11 protein-coding genes are annotated in these 19,241 nt (G+C 39.0%); 6 read left to right on the top strand and 5 right to left on the bottom strand.

The genetic code is table 11. The features are described from left to right. Positions 1 to 105 precede the first annotated feature (105 nt). The gene (locus ACNR9Q_RS11265; protein WP_419211321.1) at positions 106 to 753 is read right to left on the bottom strand and encodes an HAD family hydrolase; all 648 of its coding nucleotides are present in this window, start codon (positions 751 to 753) and stop codon (positions 106 to 108) included. 319 nt (positions 754 to 1,072) lie between these two features. On the opposite strand from ACNR9Q_RS11265, the gene ACNR9Q_RS11260 reads away from it, so the two are divergent. The 3 genes from ACNR9Q_RS11260 to ACNR9Q_RS11250 all read left to right on the top strand — a co-directional run bounded on the left by ACNR9Q_RS11260 (position 1,073) and on the right by ACNR9Q_RS11250 (position 5,883). Next, positions 1,073 to 2,863 carry an L-fucose isomerase gene (locus tag ACNR9Q_RS11260; protein ID WP_419211320.1) on the top strand — a complete coding sequence of 597 codons (1,791 nt, stop codon included), beginning with the start codon at positions 1,073 to 1,075 and terminating at the stop codon, positions 2,861 to 2,863. Positions 2,864 to 3,105: 242 nt separating this feature from the next. Further along, positions 3,106 to 4,221, top strand: coding sequence for an acyltransferase family protein (locus ACNR9Q_RS11255; RefSeq protein ID WP_419211319.1), 1,116 nt, complete (start codon positions 3,106 to 3,108; stop codon positions 4,219 to 4,221). Between the two features lie 84 nt (positions 4,222 to 4,305). Beyond that, positions 4,306 to 5,883: an FG-GAP repeat domain-containing protein gene (locus tag ACNR9Q_RS11250; RefSeq protein WP_419211318.1), complete on the top strand. Its 1,578-nt coding sequence runs from the start codon at positions 4,306 to 4,308 to the stop codon at positions 5,881 to 5,883. A gap of 71 nt (positions 5,884 to 5,954) precedes the next feature. On the opposite strand, the gene ACNR9Q_RS11245 is transcribed toward ACNR9Q_RS11250, so the two are convergent. Both ACNR9Q_RS11245 and ACNR9Q_RS11240 read right to left on the bottom strand, forming a co-directional pair. Next, complete coding sequence (locus ACNR9Q_RS11245) at positions 5,955 to 6,755, bottom strand: glycerophosphodiester phosphodiesterase (protein WP_419211317.1); 801 nt, start codon at positions 6,753 to 6,755, stop codon at positions 5,955 to 5,957. A 66-nt stretch (positions 6,756 to 6,821) separates the two neighbouring features. Beyond that, positions 6,822 to 7,787 carry a metallophosphoesterase family protein gene (locus tag ACNR9Q_RS11240; RefSeq protein WP_419211316.1) on the bottom strand — a complete coding sequence of 322 codons (966 nt, stop codon included), beginning with the start codon at positions 7,785 to 7,787 and terminating at the stop codon, positions 6,822 to 6,824. Positions 7,788 to 8,055: 268 nt separating this feature from the next. Between ACNR9Q_RS11240 and ACNR9Q_RS11235 the strand changes: the two genes are divergently transcribed. From ACNR9Q_RS11235 to ACNR9Q_RS11225, 3 genes are all read left to right on the top strand, one after another. After that, entirely contained in the window at positions 8,056 to 10,425 is a 2,370-nt protein-coding gene (locus ACNR9Q_RS11235; protein WP_419211315.1) for a GH92 family glycosyl hydrolase, read from the top strand. A gap of 197 nt (positions 10,426 to 10,622) precedes the next feature. Then, positions 10,623 to 12,857 (top strand): hypothetical protein, encoded by a 2,235-nt coding sequence (locus ACNR9Q_RS11230; protein ID WP_419211314.1) that lies wholly within the window; start codon positions 10,623 to 10,625, stop codon positions 12,855 to 12,857. Positions 12,858 to 12,909: 52 nt separating this feature from the next. Continuing rightward, positions 12,910 to 15,039 (top strand): two-component regulator propeller domain-containing protein, encoded by a 2,130-nt coding sequence (locus ACNR9Q_RS11225; protein ID WP_419211313.1) that lies wholly within the window; start codon positions 12,910 to 12,912, stop codon positions 15,037 to 15,039. Positions 15,040 to 15,143: 104 nt separating this feature from the next. Here ACNR9Q_RS11225 and ACNR9Q_RS11220 read toward each other — a convergent pair whose 3' ends face one another. Beyond that, on the bottom strand, positions 15,144 to 16,532 hold the full coding sequence (locus tag ACNR9Q_RS11220; protein ID WP_419211312.1) for a DUF3748 domain-containing protein: 1,389 nt from the start codon (positions 16,530 to 16,532) through the stop codon (positions 15,144 to 15,146). 147 nt (positions 16,533 to 16,679) lie between these two features. Beyond that, positions 16,680 to 19,010, bottom strand: a complete 2,331-nt coding sequence (locus tag ACNR9Q_RS11215; protein ID WP_419211311.1) for an alpha-glucuronidase family glycosyl hydrolase — start codon at positions 19,008 to 19,010, stop codon at positions 16,680 to 16,682. Positions 19,011 to 19,241 lie beyond the last annotated feature (231 nt).

Genomic DNA, 19,241 nt, shown 5'->3' with positions numbered 1-19,241 from the left:
CTATTTTGAAATAGATTTGTATAATACGTATTCCCCAAGAAAGGGATAGTGTCAATCGTATACGTTGTAAAATAGAATATAAACACTGACGCAAGTACAAGTCCCTTAAAGACTTTCCAGTAATTCATTTGTAATCTCAGAATAGTCTTCAATAATGTAATGGGCAAGGGTAAGTTTATCTCTATTTTCGGTATTTGTTATGGCAATACACTTCATACCGGCAGCTATTGCCGAACGTATTCCATTTTCAGAGTCTTCAATTACTAAACAATTTTCGGGAAGCACCCCAAGCTTTTCGGCCGTTAACACATAAGGCTCGGGGTCTGGCTTGCCCCGCTGAACATCGTTAGCACTTACAACTGTTTTAAAGCGATTTTCCAGGTACAATTCATTTAGTACAGTTTTAACTTCCTCAAAAGTAGAACTGGTAGTTATGGCCAACGGGTATTTTTGATAAAGCCGTTCGATTAGCATTATGACACCTGGATATACCTTCAAATTATCGGCGACGAGCTGTTGGTACACGATTGATTTTTCAGAAATAATGGAAGCCACTTCAATGTTTTTCAATTGAAAATCTTTGATCATATCACAAAAGGCAGATGCGTCCGTACGCCCTAGGCAATATTGACGATATATCTCAGGTGTTATAGTCAATCCAATGGTTTCAAAAACTTTTTGTGTCGCCAATTCATGAAGATGCTCATCATCGGTTATGACCCCGTTCATATCAAAAATTACATTTTCAATCATTGCATTGAAGTATAATTACCGTTCGGTATTTCAAATAAGAGCCTATTGACTAAAAATCAAGAAAACCATACTGTTAAATATATAATTTTCAATTAATTACGGATGAAAGTATTTTACACGAAACCAATAAAATCTTAACCTAATTGGTGTTTTTTTTAATTTAATTTTGTGTAATAGGTCAATATAATAATACTAAAAATGATTTTCACTCAACTATTTTAAGACATGAAAAGTATTTTACTATCCACTTTAGGATTAACGCCTGTAAAGGGTAAGTGTACAATAGATCAAATATTTGGATAAAAATAAAAAGCAAAAAATGAGCAACAGATTAATAGGCAGACTTCCAAAAGTAGGAATCAGACCCGTAATTGACGGAAGGGAAAGAGGTGTAAGGGAGTCTCTAGAATTACAGTGCATGGAAATGGCGAAAAATGCCGCCAAACTCATCGAAGACAACTTAAGGTTTCCTAGTGGAGAAAGGGTAGAATGTGTAATCGCCGACACTAATATTGGTGGTGTTGCCGAAGCGGCACTGTGTGCCGATAAGTTCGAACGTGAAGGGGTTATGGTCTCTTTGACCGTTACACCCGCTTGGTGCTATGGTACAGAAGTTATGGATGCCGATCCCAATACAATAAAGGCCATATGGGGTTTTAACGGTACCGAGCGCCCTGGTGCCGTTTATCTTGCCGCAGCATTGGCCGGTTATGCCCAAAAAGGATTGCCCACTTTCAGCATTTATGGTCGTGAAGTACAAGATACAGGTGACACTGAAATTCATGAAGACGTAAAAGAAAAAATTCTGCGTTTTGTAAAGGCAGGTTTGGCCGTTGCCCAAATGAAAGGTAAATCCTATCTATCGCTCGGATATTCTTCCATGGGAATTGTTGGGTCTATGGTAGACCAAAATTTCTTTCATGATTATTTAGGCATGCGGACAGAATTTGTGGATCAAATTGAGATTACACGGAGGATAGAGGAGCAAATTTATGACCAAGAAGAATACAAAAAAGCATTACAATGGACCTATGACAATTGTAAAGAGGGCAAAGACCACAATATTGATAAATTAAAGGGAGATGCAACGAGGAAAGAATGGGAATGGGAAATTGTCGTAAAGATGACCTTGATCATTAGAGACCTTATGATTGGAAACCCTAAACTAAAGGAAATGGGATATGGTGAGGAAGCGTTTGGACGAAATGCCATTGCTGCTGGTTTTCAAGGGCAACGGCAATGGACCGACCACATGCCAAATGGCGATTTCCCCGAAGCTATATTAAATTCTTCTTTTGATTGGAATGGAATCCGTCAGGCGTTTATGGTAGCCACAGAGAACGATAGTTTAAACGGAGTATCCATGCTTTTTGGACATTTATTGACCAATACGGCCCAAATCTTCTCCGATGTAAGAACCTACTGGAGTCCAGAATCGGTAAAACGGGTAACTGGGAAAGAACTCACAGGAAAGGCAAAGCATGGTATCATCCATTTAATCAATTCAGGATCTACCACCTTGGACGCGACGGCCCAGCAACGAAACGAAAAAGGTGATCCGGCAATGAAACCCTTTTGGGAAATTACTGAAGAAGAGTCTAAAAAATGCTTGGATGCAACCCGTTGGCCACAGGCGGTTAAAGAATATTTTAGAGGAGGCGGCTACTCTTCCCAGTTTAAGACTGACGGAGAAATGCCTGTAACCATGTGCCGTGTCAATTTGGTAAAAGGCATAGGTCCAGTTTTACAAATAGCAGAAGGTTGGACGGTAGTTTTGGAGGATGATGTGCATAAAACCTTAGATGATAGAACCAACCCCACCTGGCCCACGACTTGGTTCGCTCCCATCACTACCGGAAAAGGTGCTTTTAAAGATGTGTATACCGTAATGGCCAATTGGGGCGCTAATCATGGCGCCATAAGTTATGGTCATATTGGTGCCGATTTGATTTCCTTGGCCGCTATGCTACGCATACCGGTGAATATGCATAATGTTGATGAGAGCGATATCTTTAGGCCCGCTGTATGGTCATCTTTTGGAACCGATAAAGAAGGGCAGGATTATAGGGCCTGCAAAGCCTATGGACCTATTTATGGGATAAACCGATAGCTCTTTAATTCATCAAATACGTATAACCTCCTTCTTTTGAAACGAGCTATACCATTAAGGTCAATTTACAACATACAAAAGGCAAAAAGCTTGCATCGATTCAATTTGCTATAGCCTAAATTTAAAAACTTAATGCCTGCATATTATGATCAAATGCCAATATTTCAAAAACCACTCTTCATAATGACATCCCATCGTTAAAAATGGTTTGCCATATTATAATTTGAAACTAAATACCAAAAATGAAAACCAAACTAAATGCTGACCCGAAAGAGCGATTATTTTCTCTGGATACGCTGCGCGGCTTTGATATGTTTTGGATTATTGGTGGTGGATCGTTGTTGGGTGCACTTGCCAAGGCCACAGAATGGAAGTGGGTCGAAGTCCTTGCCGAACAAATGCACCATGCGGATTGGGAAGGGTTCCACTTCGAAGATCTGATATTTCCGTTATTCATGTTCATATCTGGTGTCGCAATTCCGTTTGCACTCATCAGTAAATTGGAGAGTGGCGTAGAAAGACCAGTCTTACTCAAGAAAGTTTTCAAAAGAATGATCTTACTCGTTCTATTCGGACTCATTTACAATGGAATATTAAAAAATGGATTCTCAGATTTACGCTATTTAAGTGTATTGTCACAAATAGGAATAGGGTATTTCTTTGCCGCGATTATCGTTTTATACACCAAAACGATCAAAGTGCGAATACTTTGGTTAATCGGTATTATGGTGAGCATAACCCTGCTGCAATTATTTACTCCAGTCCCAAGTTTCGGGGCGGGTATCATCACACCAGAAGGTAGCATCAACGCATGGATTGATCAACATTTTTTACCCGGAAAATTAATTTACGGCACTTACGATCCTGAAGGAATACTATCGATCGTATCAGCGACGACGGTCGTATTATTAGGGTCCTTTGCCGGATTCATTCTTCGCAATAAAATAAGTTCGCCGCAAAGAAAAACGGGTTTGTTGGTCGGTATAGGAATTATGTTCATCTTTCTTGCAATTTTGATTTCGCCTGTATATCCGATCGTGAAAAAAATATGGACGGTCACCTTCAACATGCTGACTGCTGGAATTAGTTTTCTGCTAATGGCTTTATTCTATTACGTTATCGATGTTCTCAAATGGCGAAATTGGACTTTCTTTTTCAGGGTTATAGGATTGAATTCCATAACTATATATTTAGGATTACAAATCATCGATTTCTGGCATGCATCCGAATTTTTGTTTGGCTTCGTGGCTAAGCCTTCCGGCGCATATGGTGATGTAATATTAACTTTGGGGAGAATCACATTGGAATGGCTTTTTCTATACTATCTATACAAGAACAAAATCTTTTTAAGAGTATAAATATAGTATTCAGCTATCCCCTTTATTGGATGAAATAAAGGATATTGCCTACGTTTGTTATCGGTAAGTTCAAAGTCTGTATGTATGAAGAAACTCATTCCATTTTACGTATTGGTAGGTCTACTTTTTTCATGTGCGGAAAAAAAAGAATTAAAAAAACCTGCCCAGGACAACTTGCCGGTTTCGGGTCTTTCTGGACAGAAACTTGCCCAAATACACTGTGCGAGATGCCACACTTACGTGCCGCCAACCGCATTATCCAAAGCTGTCTGGGAAGCCGATGTATTGCCCGCTATGGGAAATAGATTAGGCATCTATAATGGGAGTAAACAACCAGATAGTATTTTTGGATCTCCACGAAATAGTTTAGTCGTAAAAAAAGCAACAATTTTTCCTGAAAAAGCTTTACTAGCAAGAGATGATTGGCAAAAACTAATTAATTATTATATTGAAAATTCACCAGAAGTTATTCTTACACCACAGCGAAACACTCCTATAGCCAAAACACTGAAACATTTTAAGTACAAAGAGGCTTCTTTTGCGGATAGCCCCCCGTTGACGGCCATGGTTAAAATTCTGTCACATAAAAAAGGGCTTGTTTTTAGTGATAGTAAACGCAACAATAATCGATTGACTTTTTTGAACACCGATTTGAAAAAGGGACAAAGTGTGTTGCTTAGAAATACGCCTATTCATTATCATGAAACCGCCGACACTGTTTATTTAACCACTATTGGTCGAAATATTTTTCCGAATGACCTGTCAGATGGCGCAGTTCAACAGCTCAGTTTTACTGATAAAGCAGAAGCCATACAATTAAAGTCACCTATAATCAAAAACATGCAGCGGCCTGTACATATGGCATATGGAGATTTGAATGCTGATGGACTTGAAGATATTCTTGCATGTGAATATGGTGATCTAACCGGTAAATTGGTTTGGTACGAAAAAAAGAGTAATGGTGCGTATCAAGCACATCTTCTTAAAAACGCCCCTGGTGCAATTAAAGCTATCGTAAAGGATTACAATGCAGATGGTTTCAATGATATCTTCGTACTCATGGCACAAGGTAACGAGGGGGTGTTTTATTTTGAGAATACCGGTAAAGGTAATTTTATAGAAAAGCAATTACTTTCATTTTCACCCCTTAACGGAAGTCAGGGTATAGAACTGGCTGATTTTAATGATGACGGCTTTGATGACATTTTATATGTATGTGGTGATAATGCCGACAAAACTCCCTTTTTAAAAGATTATCACGGCAGTTATATTTTCTTAAATGACGGTCATTTGAATTTTAAAAAGGCATTTTTCTATCCACAAAACGGTGCGTACAAAGCCATCTCAAATGATTACGATCAAGATGGTGATTTAGATATCGCCATTATTTCATTTTTTCCCGATTATTTAAACAAGCCAGAAGAGAGCTTTGTTTATTTAGAGAACACAGGTGATTTAAACTTTGAAGCCTCTTCATTTCCACAGGCCTCAAAAGGCAGGTGGATCGTTATGGATGCCGGCGATATCGATGGAGATGGTGATATAGATTTGGCTTTAGGTTCTTTTGTGCAATTTCTTGCCAAGGGCGATACTACAGGGCTCAGTAAAAGATGGCTGACCGAAAGTCCCTCTGTTATTATTCTTGAAAATACTATAAAGTAAAGTTCATTGCATCACGGTTTCTAATACAAATGGCTATCCATAGAGAATCTTTTAAAAGGCCAATATTTGCTTTACTCATATTCCCGTTTCAGTAATTCAATTAGCTTTCCAGGCTGATCGGTTTGAATGCCATCGGTACCCCAAGAAATCATTTGTAACCATTCTTCTTCATTCCCTTTCTTGTCGTCAACAAAAACCTTACTACCATTGACATGAGCCGTTGCAACAAAACTCTCTGTCAATTCACTCATGTCGCTTGCAATGAGTTTTGGTTGTATCTTTTTCAAAAAATGTAGTAATTTTTTTTCTGGACCTGGGTCTGGCATTATCCAGCATGCGTTACACAATTCTTGAATGGTCATAATCTCTTTTTCACTGTCTGGGTAGATATACCAAATAATATCGTGTTCCATACCGTATTTTTTAATGAGTTGCACTTGACTTGCGATATCGGCTTCCTTCAAATCTAGATAAATGCCTATACGACCTTTGCATAGACGTAATATCTCTTCAAAAGTGGGAACATATTCATTATCGCCCTTACTATTCTTCCCCAATGGAGTATCTCTTAATTCGGAAAGTGTAAAATCACCTACCCTACCCGATTTATGATCAAAATAAGCATCTACGGTTTCATTATGAACGCTTACGAAATGCCCGTCTTTGGTTTTCCTTAGGTCAATCTCCACAAAATCACAGCCCATGTTTATGGCATTTTCGTAGGCTGCAATGGTATTTTCAGGAACAGAAAGGTGTGCGCCCCGGTGAGCAATAACATACGTATTTCCGTTCTTAGGTTTTACCAATTGCGTGGTATCGTCTTGGGCATACATCCTCAATATGGGAAATAGTACAATATAAACAAACTTCATCCTAGACATTTTCATTATTTTTCTACTGGTTTTAAGAATCTTAATCATTCCCTTTTTAATCTGGCATCAGACTTTATCCATTAAGTCTTTATTCAATTTTAGGCGTTCACTCTCCCATCCGTGATCTACGTACTCCCATGAAAAGTCGTTTCCCTTCACGCTAATTTTCACAAACCCTTCTTTTGTATTATGGCGTCTTCCCTTCCATCCGTTACCGGCAATTGAACCTCCTGTAATAAATTGAAACCGATCATTGACCGCTCCATATTCTTTCCAATGGATATGTCCTTGCAATATCAACTTTAAGTTGTATCCTTCTAATAGTTTAAAGACCTGAGGAGCATTGGCTACGGTCCTACTCCCCTGCCCACCATTCAATTGTGTAAAACCACACATCATAGGGATATGAGTCGTTAGAACAATAGGCGTCGACTTTTCAAGCTTTTCAAGATTTCCCTTTAACCAAAGTAACTGTTCATCATGAAAAAATCCCCTATATTTTTTATCCTCGGTTACATCTAACGAGTTCAGGGTTATAAAGTGCCAACCCTTATGATCGAACGAATAATATGTTTTTCCGAAATGCCTTTCCCACATGCCATATTTATAATCTGGATGAGCGTCCGATTCAGGACTTTCTTCATAGATCCCAAACAAATCGTGATTTCCTAGACAATTATACACAGGCATTTTAAACCCTTCGCTCATCTTCTTATATAACGTAAATAGAGATTCGCACTTTTTGTAATCTCCTCGCATTGCATCGTATACAAGATCCCCACCAGTCAACACAAAGTCAGGGTTTAGTTCATTTACTTTATCTATGGCCATTTGAAATCCCTTTGGCGCATTCATCTCGGGCTTAATATGGATGTCCGTTAAAAAGGCAAACTCGAAAGAATCTTCAGATTCGTACTCTTTTGGAATAACCAAGCCCTCTTTACAGGAGCTTTGTAGAAAAGACACCGAAACAGCGGCTAAACTCGAGTTTTTTAAGAATTTTCGTCTGCTTGAACTTTCATTTCTTCCCATAATCTCCTCTTAATACCACGGTGCTTTTTGAAGACAGACCTTATTTCTGTGGATAGGTTTTGTTGCAAATATAGGTGCAACCACCCCTATTCTATTTCGGCTATTTTATCTTGTTTGCATTAAATATTGCCTTACCAAGTTTCAATACTACTATATATTTGTAGTGAGAGGTGAAAATTCTTTACGGGTCGTCTTCGTAGGTTTTTCAGATTCGTTCTCAATACTATTTTACAACGACATTAGCTTTACAAAACAATAAGATTCATGCATGAAATACTTCGATAAATTAATATGTAGATTCACTTTTATTCTAGTTTTATTCTACCAAACAGGTTATTCCCAAACCAAAGCACCTGTTGATTATGTGGATCCCTTTATTGGTACAGATTTTTTCGGACACACTTTTCCAGGTCCTTCGCTGCCCAATGCTTTGGTCCATCTAAGTCCTGACATTAATACAGAAGGTTGGACCTACTGCGCCGGATATGCATATTCAGAAAGTTCAATGATGGGCTTTAGTCATACCCATTGGAGTGGAGTTGGTATGGTCAATGGAGGAGAAATACTATTGATGCCTACCACAGGTACTAAATTACAAATTGTGCCGGGTTCTTTAGAAAATCCCGATGCCGGTTACCGCTCCCGTTTTGACCATGAAGATGAAATGGCAACACCTGGTTATTATTCCGTCAAGCTTAAAGATTATGATGTCACCGCTGAGTTAACTTCTACACAGAGAGCTGGATTTCATCGTTACACCTTTCCAAAATCAATGAACTCGCGAATAATTTTAGATGTAGGGCATCAAATTGGCACAATGACCAAAGGTGAACTGTCTGAACTAAAAATTATAGATAATAACCGCATAGAAGGCGCAAAAGGTGCAGGCCTAGGAAAAGTCTTTTTTGTAGCCGAATTCAGTAAACCATTTTTGTACTACGGCACGTTCGATGCTAGTTACAAAACCCCAGAATCAGACGGTAGCATTTTTCCGTATAAGAATGTGGAAGTAGGTGATAAAATCGGGGCTTTTGTACAGTACCATACCAAAGAAAATGAACAGATACTGGTAAAAGTGGGCATTTCATATACCAGCATTGAAGGCGCCAGAAAAAATTTACAACAAGAAATTACAGATTGGGATTTTGACAGAATAAAGGATAACGCAAAAAACATCTGGAATAAAGAACTTTCCAAAATAACCATAAGCGAAGCCACTGAAGATCAAAAACAAATTTTCACCACGGCACTTTATAGATCCTTATTGTCCCAATACATTTCGCAAGATGTGGATGGTAAGTATTTTGGTTCTGATGGAGAAATACATGAAGCAAAAGGATTTGATTTCTATGGGTCTTTCTCTTGTTGGGATACCTATAGAACGCAACATCCTTTAATGACATTGGTATCGCCAGAACATGTTAATGATTATATAAAATCGATTGTGGCCAAAGTAGAAAACTATGGCTGGTTACCTGCACAGCATTTTTTAAATGTGTACGGCGAATCTATGGTGGGCGACCATTTGATTCCTATCATTGTGGATGCCTATGCAAAAGGCTATCGGGATTTTGACATCGACCTCTTATATAAAGCCATGCGAAAGAAAGCATTGGAACTTCCTAAAGCCCCGGTTTCCTATGAAGCTGGTAGATCGGGGCTTATCTATTACTTAGAAAAAGGATATGCCCCGATCGACAAAGTAACCGAGGCCGTACCCAACACCCTTGAGTTAGCCTATGATGACTGGTGCATTGCGCAATTAGCCAAAGAACTGGGCAAAACAAAGGATTACGAACTATTTGCCCAACGAGCTTACAATTATAAAAATGTATGGGATCCTAAAACCAAGTTCATGAGGCCTAAGAAATATGATGGTGAATTTTTACCTGAGCTAGGTGTAAATGAACAAGAAATTGTTAAAAGTGGTGACCATAGCTATTATAAGTACTTTGACCCATTGTTAGTAGGGCGTCGCCCAAACCGTCATTATACCGAATCTAATGCATGGCAATACATTTGGTCCGTGCAACATGATCCACAAGGTCTCATAGATCTCTTTGAAAATAAAAATCAGTTTATTGAAAAGCTTGATACTTTTTTTGAAATGAGTCCCGTGATTACCCCTCCAAAATATGTGGGCGTAGTTGGTACTATTGGTCAATATGTGCACGGCAACCAACCGTCTCACCACGTAGCTTATTTGTATAATTATGCAGGTCAACCCTGGAAAACCCAATATAGGGCCAGACAAGTAGCTGAAGAAATGTATAGAATTGGTCCAGGTGGCCTGCCCGGTAATGACGATATGGGCTCCCTTTCTTCATGGTTCGTTTTAAGTTCAATGGGCATTTATCCTATGGCACCCGGAAGTTCAACCTATACCATTGGCAGCCCTCTTTTTGGAGAAGTAAAACTAAAACCAGAAAAGAACAAGACTTTTATCATTCGTGCAATTAACAATTCTAAAGAGAACAAATATATTCAATCGGCAACCTTGAATGGAAAGCCCTTCGATAGAACATGGATTACCCATCACGAAATCACCCAAGGGGGTACGCTACAATTTAAAATGGGACCGAAAGCTAACAAAACATGGGGCATCTCTAAAACACCTCCTTCCATGTCAATAAAATAAATATTTAAACTATATTAACACTAATTCATGAAAAATTATCCTTAAAGCCATTTTAAGATAAAATACCATGTAAATCATATAATATATAGGAAATAAAGTCCCTCAAAAAAAGGTTCATTTGTAAAGGTCCTTTTAAGCTATGTTCTTAAATGGACCTTTAAAACCTACCACCAAACCTTTTAATTTTTGATGATTGTATGAGAAAAGTCAACCAGTACTGCATTTGGGCAGTTTCACTCCTATTTTTATCGTGCGGAAGCAAAATAGAAAAAAAAGAAACCACTTCAATTCCAGTTTATAAAGATGCGCCCTATAAACAAGATTTTTCTGTAAAATTCAGCACACCAAATAATGAAACTTCTTTTTCAAGGGTTTTCATGGATCGGAATAAGGTAATTCAAGTTTCATCTTCAGAAGGAATTTTACGTACACACGATGGGCAATTTTTATATCCCGGTTTACTGGTCCTAGACAAAACCTATCGTCCGCTGACCGATATGCACGTAAAAAATATCACCCTATATAAAAATCAATTTGTTTATATAAATGACAAAGCCGTATTCAGTAATTCATGGGCCGGTGCCCTCTATCTTCCTCATGACTTGCCAAACGCCTTTACTTTAGCCGCGGGCAATGATTTTGAATTTTTAATTAGTGACGGTACTACGTTGCAATTTTTGTCCAAGACAAAAGCACCTTGGAAAGACACATTGGCAAACGATCAAGTACAAGACATCTTGTTTGATGAAAACAGTAAAAACTTCTGGATTTTAGGACAAAAATCAATTGCCAGCTTTGACACTACTACGAGCGAATTAAGAACCTTGTATCAAAAGAAGGACCTCACCGCTTTAACCCTTTGGGATAATAATTTGATTGTCGGAACAAAAGCTGGTTATTTCACTATTGATCCATCGTCTGGTGAACAAATTGGATCGGTGGAGAAAAAGCTTCCTTTTGATGAAATTACGACTATGACCACCATTGATGGTCAACTTTGGTTCGGTTCTACCAAAGGTGCTTTTAAATTACGCGATAACGGTACATATGATTACTACTACGGGAAACGTTGGTTGCCCGGAAATCATGTAACCCATATTTCAAAAGGAATTGACGGTTCAGTTTTGATCCTTACAAATGCTGGGCTGGGCCAAATAGTTTTCAAAGAAATGACTCTTTTCGATAAAGCGAAATATTATGAACAACAGGTTAGAAATAGGCATATTCGTTTAGGATTTAATGCTTCTTTAGTTGATTTGGAGAATGGGAATCCTGATTCTGGAAGACTTTCAGATTCTGACAATGATGGTCTTTGGACAACCATGTATTTGGCTGGTGAAGTTTTTAGGTATGCAGTGACCAAATCTGATGATGCCTTGCAAAATTGTAAAGAATCAATGGATGCCATGGAGCGCTTATTCAGTATAAACCCTGTACCCGGTTTTCCGTCACGTTCATTTGAACGCAGTGGATATATAGAAAAATTACATGACCCAGACCGTTGGCAGCATTCAAGCGATTCTCAATGGGATTGGAAAGCCACCACTAGCAGTGATGAGGCTATAGGACATATTTTCGCCTATGGCGTTATGGCCGAACTTATGGATAACGAACTTAAAGACCGCGCAATCACCCTTATCGACACTTTAATGAGCCACATTGTTCGTAATGATTTGTATATGGTAGATTACGACGGCAAACCTACCACTTGGGGTAGATGGAATCCCACATATGTTAATGAAAGGCCTAAAATGGTGGGTGACCGTAAGATAAACGCCTCCAATATTATAGCCATGTTGCAGACAGCATATCATTTTACAGGAAAAGAAAAGTATAAGGAAAAAGCTTTTGATCTTATGGATAATCATGGGTATTTAGACAACCTGATGTGGCCCATGAAAGATGTTACTTACGCTCCCGATGATGCGGACGATTGGAGTAAAATGCTTTCGGAATCATGGAACCATTCCGATGATGAAATGTACTTTGTGGGCTATTGGGGTTTGTATAACTATGCTTTCAATGATACGCTAAAGGCCAAATATAAAAAGGCCATAATCGACCATTGGGAAATAGAGCGCCCTGAAAAAGAAGGTGCATGGAATATAATGACGGCATTAACTGGCACTTCGAATTTCGATTTAGAAGAAGCTGCATGGTATCTTCGTGAACATCCTATGGATTTAATCACCTGGGATATCTCCAACAGCCATAGAAAAGATATAGAACCTATTGAACCTAATTTTAGAGAGCAAACGATTAAGGAGGTTCTACCACCTGATGAGCGTCCTATACAACGCCACAATGGAAATATGTTTCGCTTAGATAGAGTTGGTCGTGATGGTACCGAAGAATATTCTGCTGGCGATATTTGGCTGCTACCCTATTGGATGGGAAGATATTTGGGAGTAATAAGCGAACCACAAGTTTAAATATAATTCTCACCAACGTTTAAAAAGAACTTACTTATTCAACACATACAGTATGAAAGCCATTCTATTAGGCATTATCGTTTTACTTCAATCCTCGTTAAAACCGATTGTGGAAAATGACAAATTCCATCAAGATGTTGCCGTTATGCACGGTAGCGAACAAGGGTTATCCGAAGGTTCCATTGACACCATACTTATGCAAAACAACAATCCCCTAGCCATTGTGCTGGGCGAGGTATATAAATGGGATGGAGAACAATGGCTAAAGTCAAAAGGACATTTGCAGCCAAAAGCAGTTTCCAAATTAAAAAACTTGCCCGAAGATTCGGGTAACATACTCTCTCAAGTAAATTATAAAGGTGAGACTTATATTGGTTGTGAAAACGGTCTTTTTAGATCAATGAATAAAAACAAATGGAAACAGGTATTGCCTGCGGATGAAAATTATAGCTGGGCTTTGAAAAATGTCGCAGCCCTAATAGTTGATTCTAAAGGAATTCTATGGTTCGGTTCCAGAGAAGGTATTGGAAAATATACCAACGGAAAATGGCGCTTGTTCACTGGTAAAGAAGGGGTTCCCTTCAACAAATTCACCTGTGCGGCCGCAGGCCAGAACGGCGTGGTTTGGTTCGGCACTGAAAATGGGGCCATCAGAGCAGAAAATAATCAGTTTTATTATAGAACATCAAGACGTTGGTTACCTGGCAATGAAGTAAATGATATCGCCGTAGATCAAAATGGCACTGCATGGATCGCTACGAATAAAGGTATTGGTCAAATTATTTCCAAAGAGATAACCTATGAGGAAAAGGCAGATTTTTTTACACAATTAACCGAGGACAGACATTCTAGAATGGGCTTTATATGCCAAAACGAACTCAAAGAGCAGTTCAACAAAGACAGTTATCAACTTGCTATTTCAGATAATGATGGCCAGTATACCGCCATGTATGGAGCTGCACAGGCCTTTCGCTATGCCATAACAGGAGACAAGGAAGCTAAAAAAATTGCCGATAGAAGTTTTGAGGCCATAAAGTGGTTGGTAGACATTACCCCAGAACCAGGTTTTCCTGCCCGTGTCATCATACCTATTGATTGGCATGAGCCCGTCAATGAAAACTACAGTAAAGAGTCCAATAAAAGACATCAGAAAACTGACCCCTTTTGGAAAGATATATTTCCTAGATTTCCTTTGAGTGAAGACGGTAAATACCGATGGAAATGTGATACCAGCTCCGATGAATTGGCAGGACATTATTTCTACTATGGAATCTATTATGATTTGGTAGCCGAAACAGAGCAGGAAAAAGCTGCGGTCAAACAAGTAGTAGCCGACATTACAGACCACCTCATCCGCCATAGTTTTAAATTAGTTGATTACGATGGTAAACCGACTCGTTGGGGTAGTTTTGACCCCGATTATTTCAATTCCATTTGGGGTTGGGATCAACGTGGTCTAAATTCTATGATGATGCTTTCCTTTCTTAACGTAGCCAGTCATGTCACCGAAGATCCTAAGTATGATGAAGTGGCCAAGATATTGCGTGATGAGGAAAACTACCATATAAATGCCATGCACCCAAAAGAGTTCTTTCCCCCAGAAAATGTAGTACCATGGGATAACAATCTTGGTTTAATGAGTTTCTATGGACTTATCAATTATGAAAAAGACCCTGAACTTCTTATAATGTACCGTCTATCCCTTGAATATGCTTGGCTAAATATCAGCAAACAAAAAAATGCGTTTTGGGATGGCCTTTATGGTGCATTGGCAAACACCTTTACTAAAAAAGTAAACGAGGGATTTTTTAATACAAGTGAACTGTTCAAAGAAAATCCATTGTTTGCGCAATCGGTTATTGACCGCTATGGAAAAAGTAGTCTTGACAGCAGGTATATTAAAGAAACGTTACAGAGAATACCCTTAGACCTTATCGGGTACGAAATGGACAATACACATCGTTTGGATGTTCTTTTTGACCCTACACCAACGCAAGAAAAAGATATGGGATGGGGAGTGGACACCTATGCCTTGCCAATCGATGAACGAGGCCATGTTCGTTTAGATAGGGATGCTTTTAATTTACATGACTCAGAGGGAAACGGGTATGCCGAACACGAAGGTACTTTTTATCTTCTACCTTATTATTTTGCAAAATATCATGAGTTAATCCCTCAATAAAAGAGGTTAAGATAAAGTCTGAAGAAATCAATTTTAGTGAATATTTGAAATAAGAAATCAATACAAAAGCGACCAAGCAAGCCTCAGGTTAAACCGTTATTCTATTATTTGCTGGCACCATAGAAAGTATCTGACAGCTCTATAATGAATATCTGCTTATATTCATTATGCGGTTTACCATCCAATATACGAGATGTATCGCTGCTAGGTATATCAACATTGTATGCCAACATCTTTCCATCAGGAGAAACCACTAAAGCTTCGCGGTCCAATTCATTTGGAGTTAAGAGCATTGATTTTCCGAAACCTTCGGAACCACCAACATAACTGGCATACACTTTTCCATTGCTTATTGAGAATATCCACTGATCAGAAGGATGCCAGCGCAGATAACTGGCATCTGTTGTAAAATAAGTCACCTGCCTAGGCCTTTTCTCCATAGACTTGGCTATATCAGAACCATCAACGGGAATAACAAATACCTGAAATATACCTTTATCATCTTTGGACAGATAAGCGATCTGTTTTCCCGAATAAGACCCTCGAACGATACCCTCATCATTTGTAGTATGGGTCAACCTTGTTATCTTAACTCCCTTTGGCGGCTCTGGATAGGTATCTTCATCACCAGAATATGCGGTAGTAATATCGACTGAGTCCGGTATTTCTGCCACAAAAAGCGACGTTTCATAATCCACTCCATTTTCGGCGCGTACTTTGCCGATAAAAGCCCGCTTTGAACCCAAAGAATCCACCCAGGAATCCCCGTATGCCTTTTCAATCTCTCCTGGCTTTGATTCACCTTTCTTAGCAGGTTTCAATAATACGGCAAAATAATGACTGAAGCCTGTTGGCGCATTTTTATTCACTTCCATATAACCAATGGTGCGATCATAATCCTGCTGTAGGAAATCGTCATAGGTGAAACCGATACGTTCTCCATTCCTGGTATATTCGTGTCGGTGGGTACCTCCACGGTGCGCTCCCGGTGTTGTAGGTTCGTTTGTGGACACATCCCTTAAATCGGCCATTGACAATTCTCCCTTTCCGTTTGCACTAACGATAGCCCCGCTCCTGTTCCGAATATCATAGTATCCTCTTTCATAAATTGTTTCTAACTGAGGACCATGTATAAAAATCACCTGGTTCTCCATTGGATGATAAGAAACGGCCGCAACTCCAGGAGCGGCATTTTCTCCCGAAATCGATTCGGGTTGCCATAATACGGTTTCCTTTCCCGTTGCAATTTCCACTTTTTCAATGGACTTACAATTTGCAAGATTGGTATTGAACACCATGTACCGGGTGTCATAGCATAAAAATCGCCCATCAGGAGAAAAATTATCGTTGTTATCCAGCGCATGTGTCTTTGCGTTGAAGGTAATCTGTTTTTCGGTCATGCTATTTTCTTGGGGTGCAATATGGTCTTTACAACTAAAAAGGAAGTAAATTACAATAGTCAGTGAAAAAATAGAACGTTTTAAAGTGTTCATTTTATGAAATGGAATATTTTGATGATTGTAAAAATATCTAATTCGAATTATCCAAAAATACCGTTTGGCATTTCACTCTATAGACTAAACCGATTATTATTGTTTTAAAAGGAACGATTGCCCGTGAAAATCCCAAGCGCATGTACCTTATTGTTTCAAAATCCATACATCGGTGACCCGCGATTGCTTTCTCCAATTCAGATGGTCTTCATCAGGTTTGTCGAAAGTTATTTTTAATTTTCCGTCATGAATAAGATTTTTAGGAAGCGGAAATTCTTTAAATTCTTCAAAGCCTTTTTCATATTTAGTAGGTTTTAACCTCTCACCATTAGCCCTTAAAAGTGCTTCTCCATAACCAGATACACGTATAAGGTAATTTGAATTAGCATCAAGTTCGTCATATACCAGCGTAGGAGAAAACTGAAATAATTGGGTGGACAGCCTTTTTCTACTTAACCCATTATTTTCCCAGAGATAGTCAATGGCGTCATCAGTTTGTGAGGTAACATGCTTAGCATCGGCACTTGAAATATTGTCATAAAAGCTTCCTTTGCCCGGAAATTCATAAGTCCTGATAAATTCGAGTCTTTCCAATTTTTCCTTTTCCGTTTGCAAGGCCCTAACCTTTTCAAATTCATCTTGAAGCCACCATCTATTGTTCAATGGGTAATCTATAAAATCCAATATGGCCCCACGCTCGGCACCGCTGGCATTATATTTGGGCACACTGGTCTGTGCACCAATGGCATTAAACAATGCATCTGCATAATCAAACACTTTCTGCTTTAAATTTTGGCCTACGGGTTCTTTATCCGCTTTTTCCAGATAGACCATGGCATTGCCCATAGCGCTCTCCACCCCCACTGTTTTAGCATCGGCAAGAGCCTCATAAGCTTTTATCTCCAGCCCTTTTTCATAGGTAAGCCTTTCTTTAATATAAGCATCATAATAAGCACGCATAACCAATTGTTGCCATCTCCAATTATCAGATAATTCTGGATGTTGTGATTCCATTTTTTTCCAAAGAGCCAAGGTTTCGGAGATTCTGTTATTAGTTGCGACAGGCCCCACCCAATTCTGTTCCAAATCAAAGATTCCTGTAGTGGCTTCTTCCGCAATTTCTGCACCGAAGAAAAAGTGACAATATTCAAAAATAATATCATGGACATCTTGTTGGGAATCCCAACCCAATTGGCTCCAAACTACTTTATTTACATCATCATGAGAGCCGTCAGAATACGTTATAAAGCCATCGGTATAGCCAGCGTCCCTTTTAAACAACTTGGCATATTGAAGCGGAAGTGGATTACAGGGTTCACGCCCTAAAGTCAATGCAAACGCTTGGTCCCAGCGCTCGACAGGATAATGACACCGTACGGTATGGGTAATATCAGGATAAAAACGATGTGAATAATGTTCGGGTAAAAGTTCACGCTCCAAATCGATTGGCGGACTACTGGGGCCGTATACAAGTCCTTTAAGCCAATCTGGATTATTGGTTTTAAGATAGTCGAAAAAATAAGCCACTTTCTCCTCGTTAAAACCTTGGAGCGAAACCCATATTCCAGCATTGGGGTGGTACTTTTTTAATACTTCCGATAAGTCTTTTAGGTAAGGTATTAACTCAGAAGGATGGTTATCCCCGGGATCCCCTCCAGGCACAAAGACCCCATCAAGTCTTGGACACCTGGCATAGAATGCTTCTTGCTCCTCTAAACCTAATTGATGCGCGTTTGGGACGTTTAAATCATGAGGAGCTGGTGTCCACACCCAATAATCGGCATCATATTTTTCACAGATTTCACTCAACCGTACTTCCATTTCCTGAGGATCAATCTTAAAATGAACGCTCGAGGATGCGTCTTGAAAAGGAATATTCTCAAAACTATTCGCCCCAAAAAGAACTTGTTCACGAAAATGCTGATCAAATTGCTCAACCGTCCAAGCATCCCAAGAATTCGCGGTATTCCGATACCCGAATTGATGTCCGCGAAGTGGGTATTCAGGTGCTGAAACTATATCAATGTCATTGGCTATTTCTATTTGACCAGATTCCATGTCAGCAATTCGTAACAGTTTACCAATACCATATAGCACTCCTCGTGTATCGGCTCCAACAATCCATACAATATTCCTTTTCCCATATTTTTTATGCACAATATGAAATCCTTCCTTTTTTATGACGGAACCATTTTCACCTTCAGTGGCAGGTACCTTTTCCCCAAAAAAATCAGTCTCACCTTGTAAGACTAAAGCTATGGTTGTATCGGGACTTAAATCATTTGATGTAACAAGTTCAATACCCGTACGTTTCTCTATTTCCTCTACCAACACATTTTCTAAGGTTTCATGCATGGGCGAGTGAATCCCTGAAGAAATCAAAATTGTTGCTTTTGAAAGGTCTATAGCATCCTTTTCTTGTTCTTTACAAGAGAAGGTCAAACCCATTATCAATAAAACTACTATTACTTTTTGCACTGTCTTTATTCTTTAATTCGTATTGAGTTTCTTCACATAACCAAACCCTAGCTCAAAACCCCTAACTGTTTCTTCTAAAACCAAGTGATCAAAATAGCTATCCATACAGGATAACCTGTAAAATCCCCTATTTAACAATCGTTCTTTTAGTTTATTACGTAACTACTTTTTAATCGTTATACTAATCGCTTGTTATAAACCATTTCCAACAAGCGGATGAAGAGTACATTG

The organism is Maribacter sp. X9 (assembly GCF_048537565.1).
Taxonomy (GTDB): Bacteria; Bacteroidota; Bacteroidia; order Flavobacteriales; family Flavobacteriaceae; genus Maribacter.
This window is presented reverse-complemented; position numbering and strand designations above follow the sequence as displayed.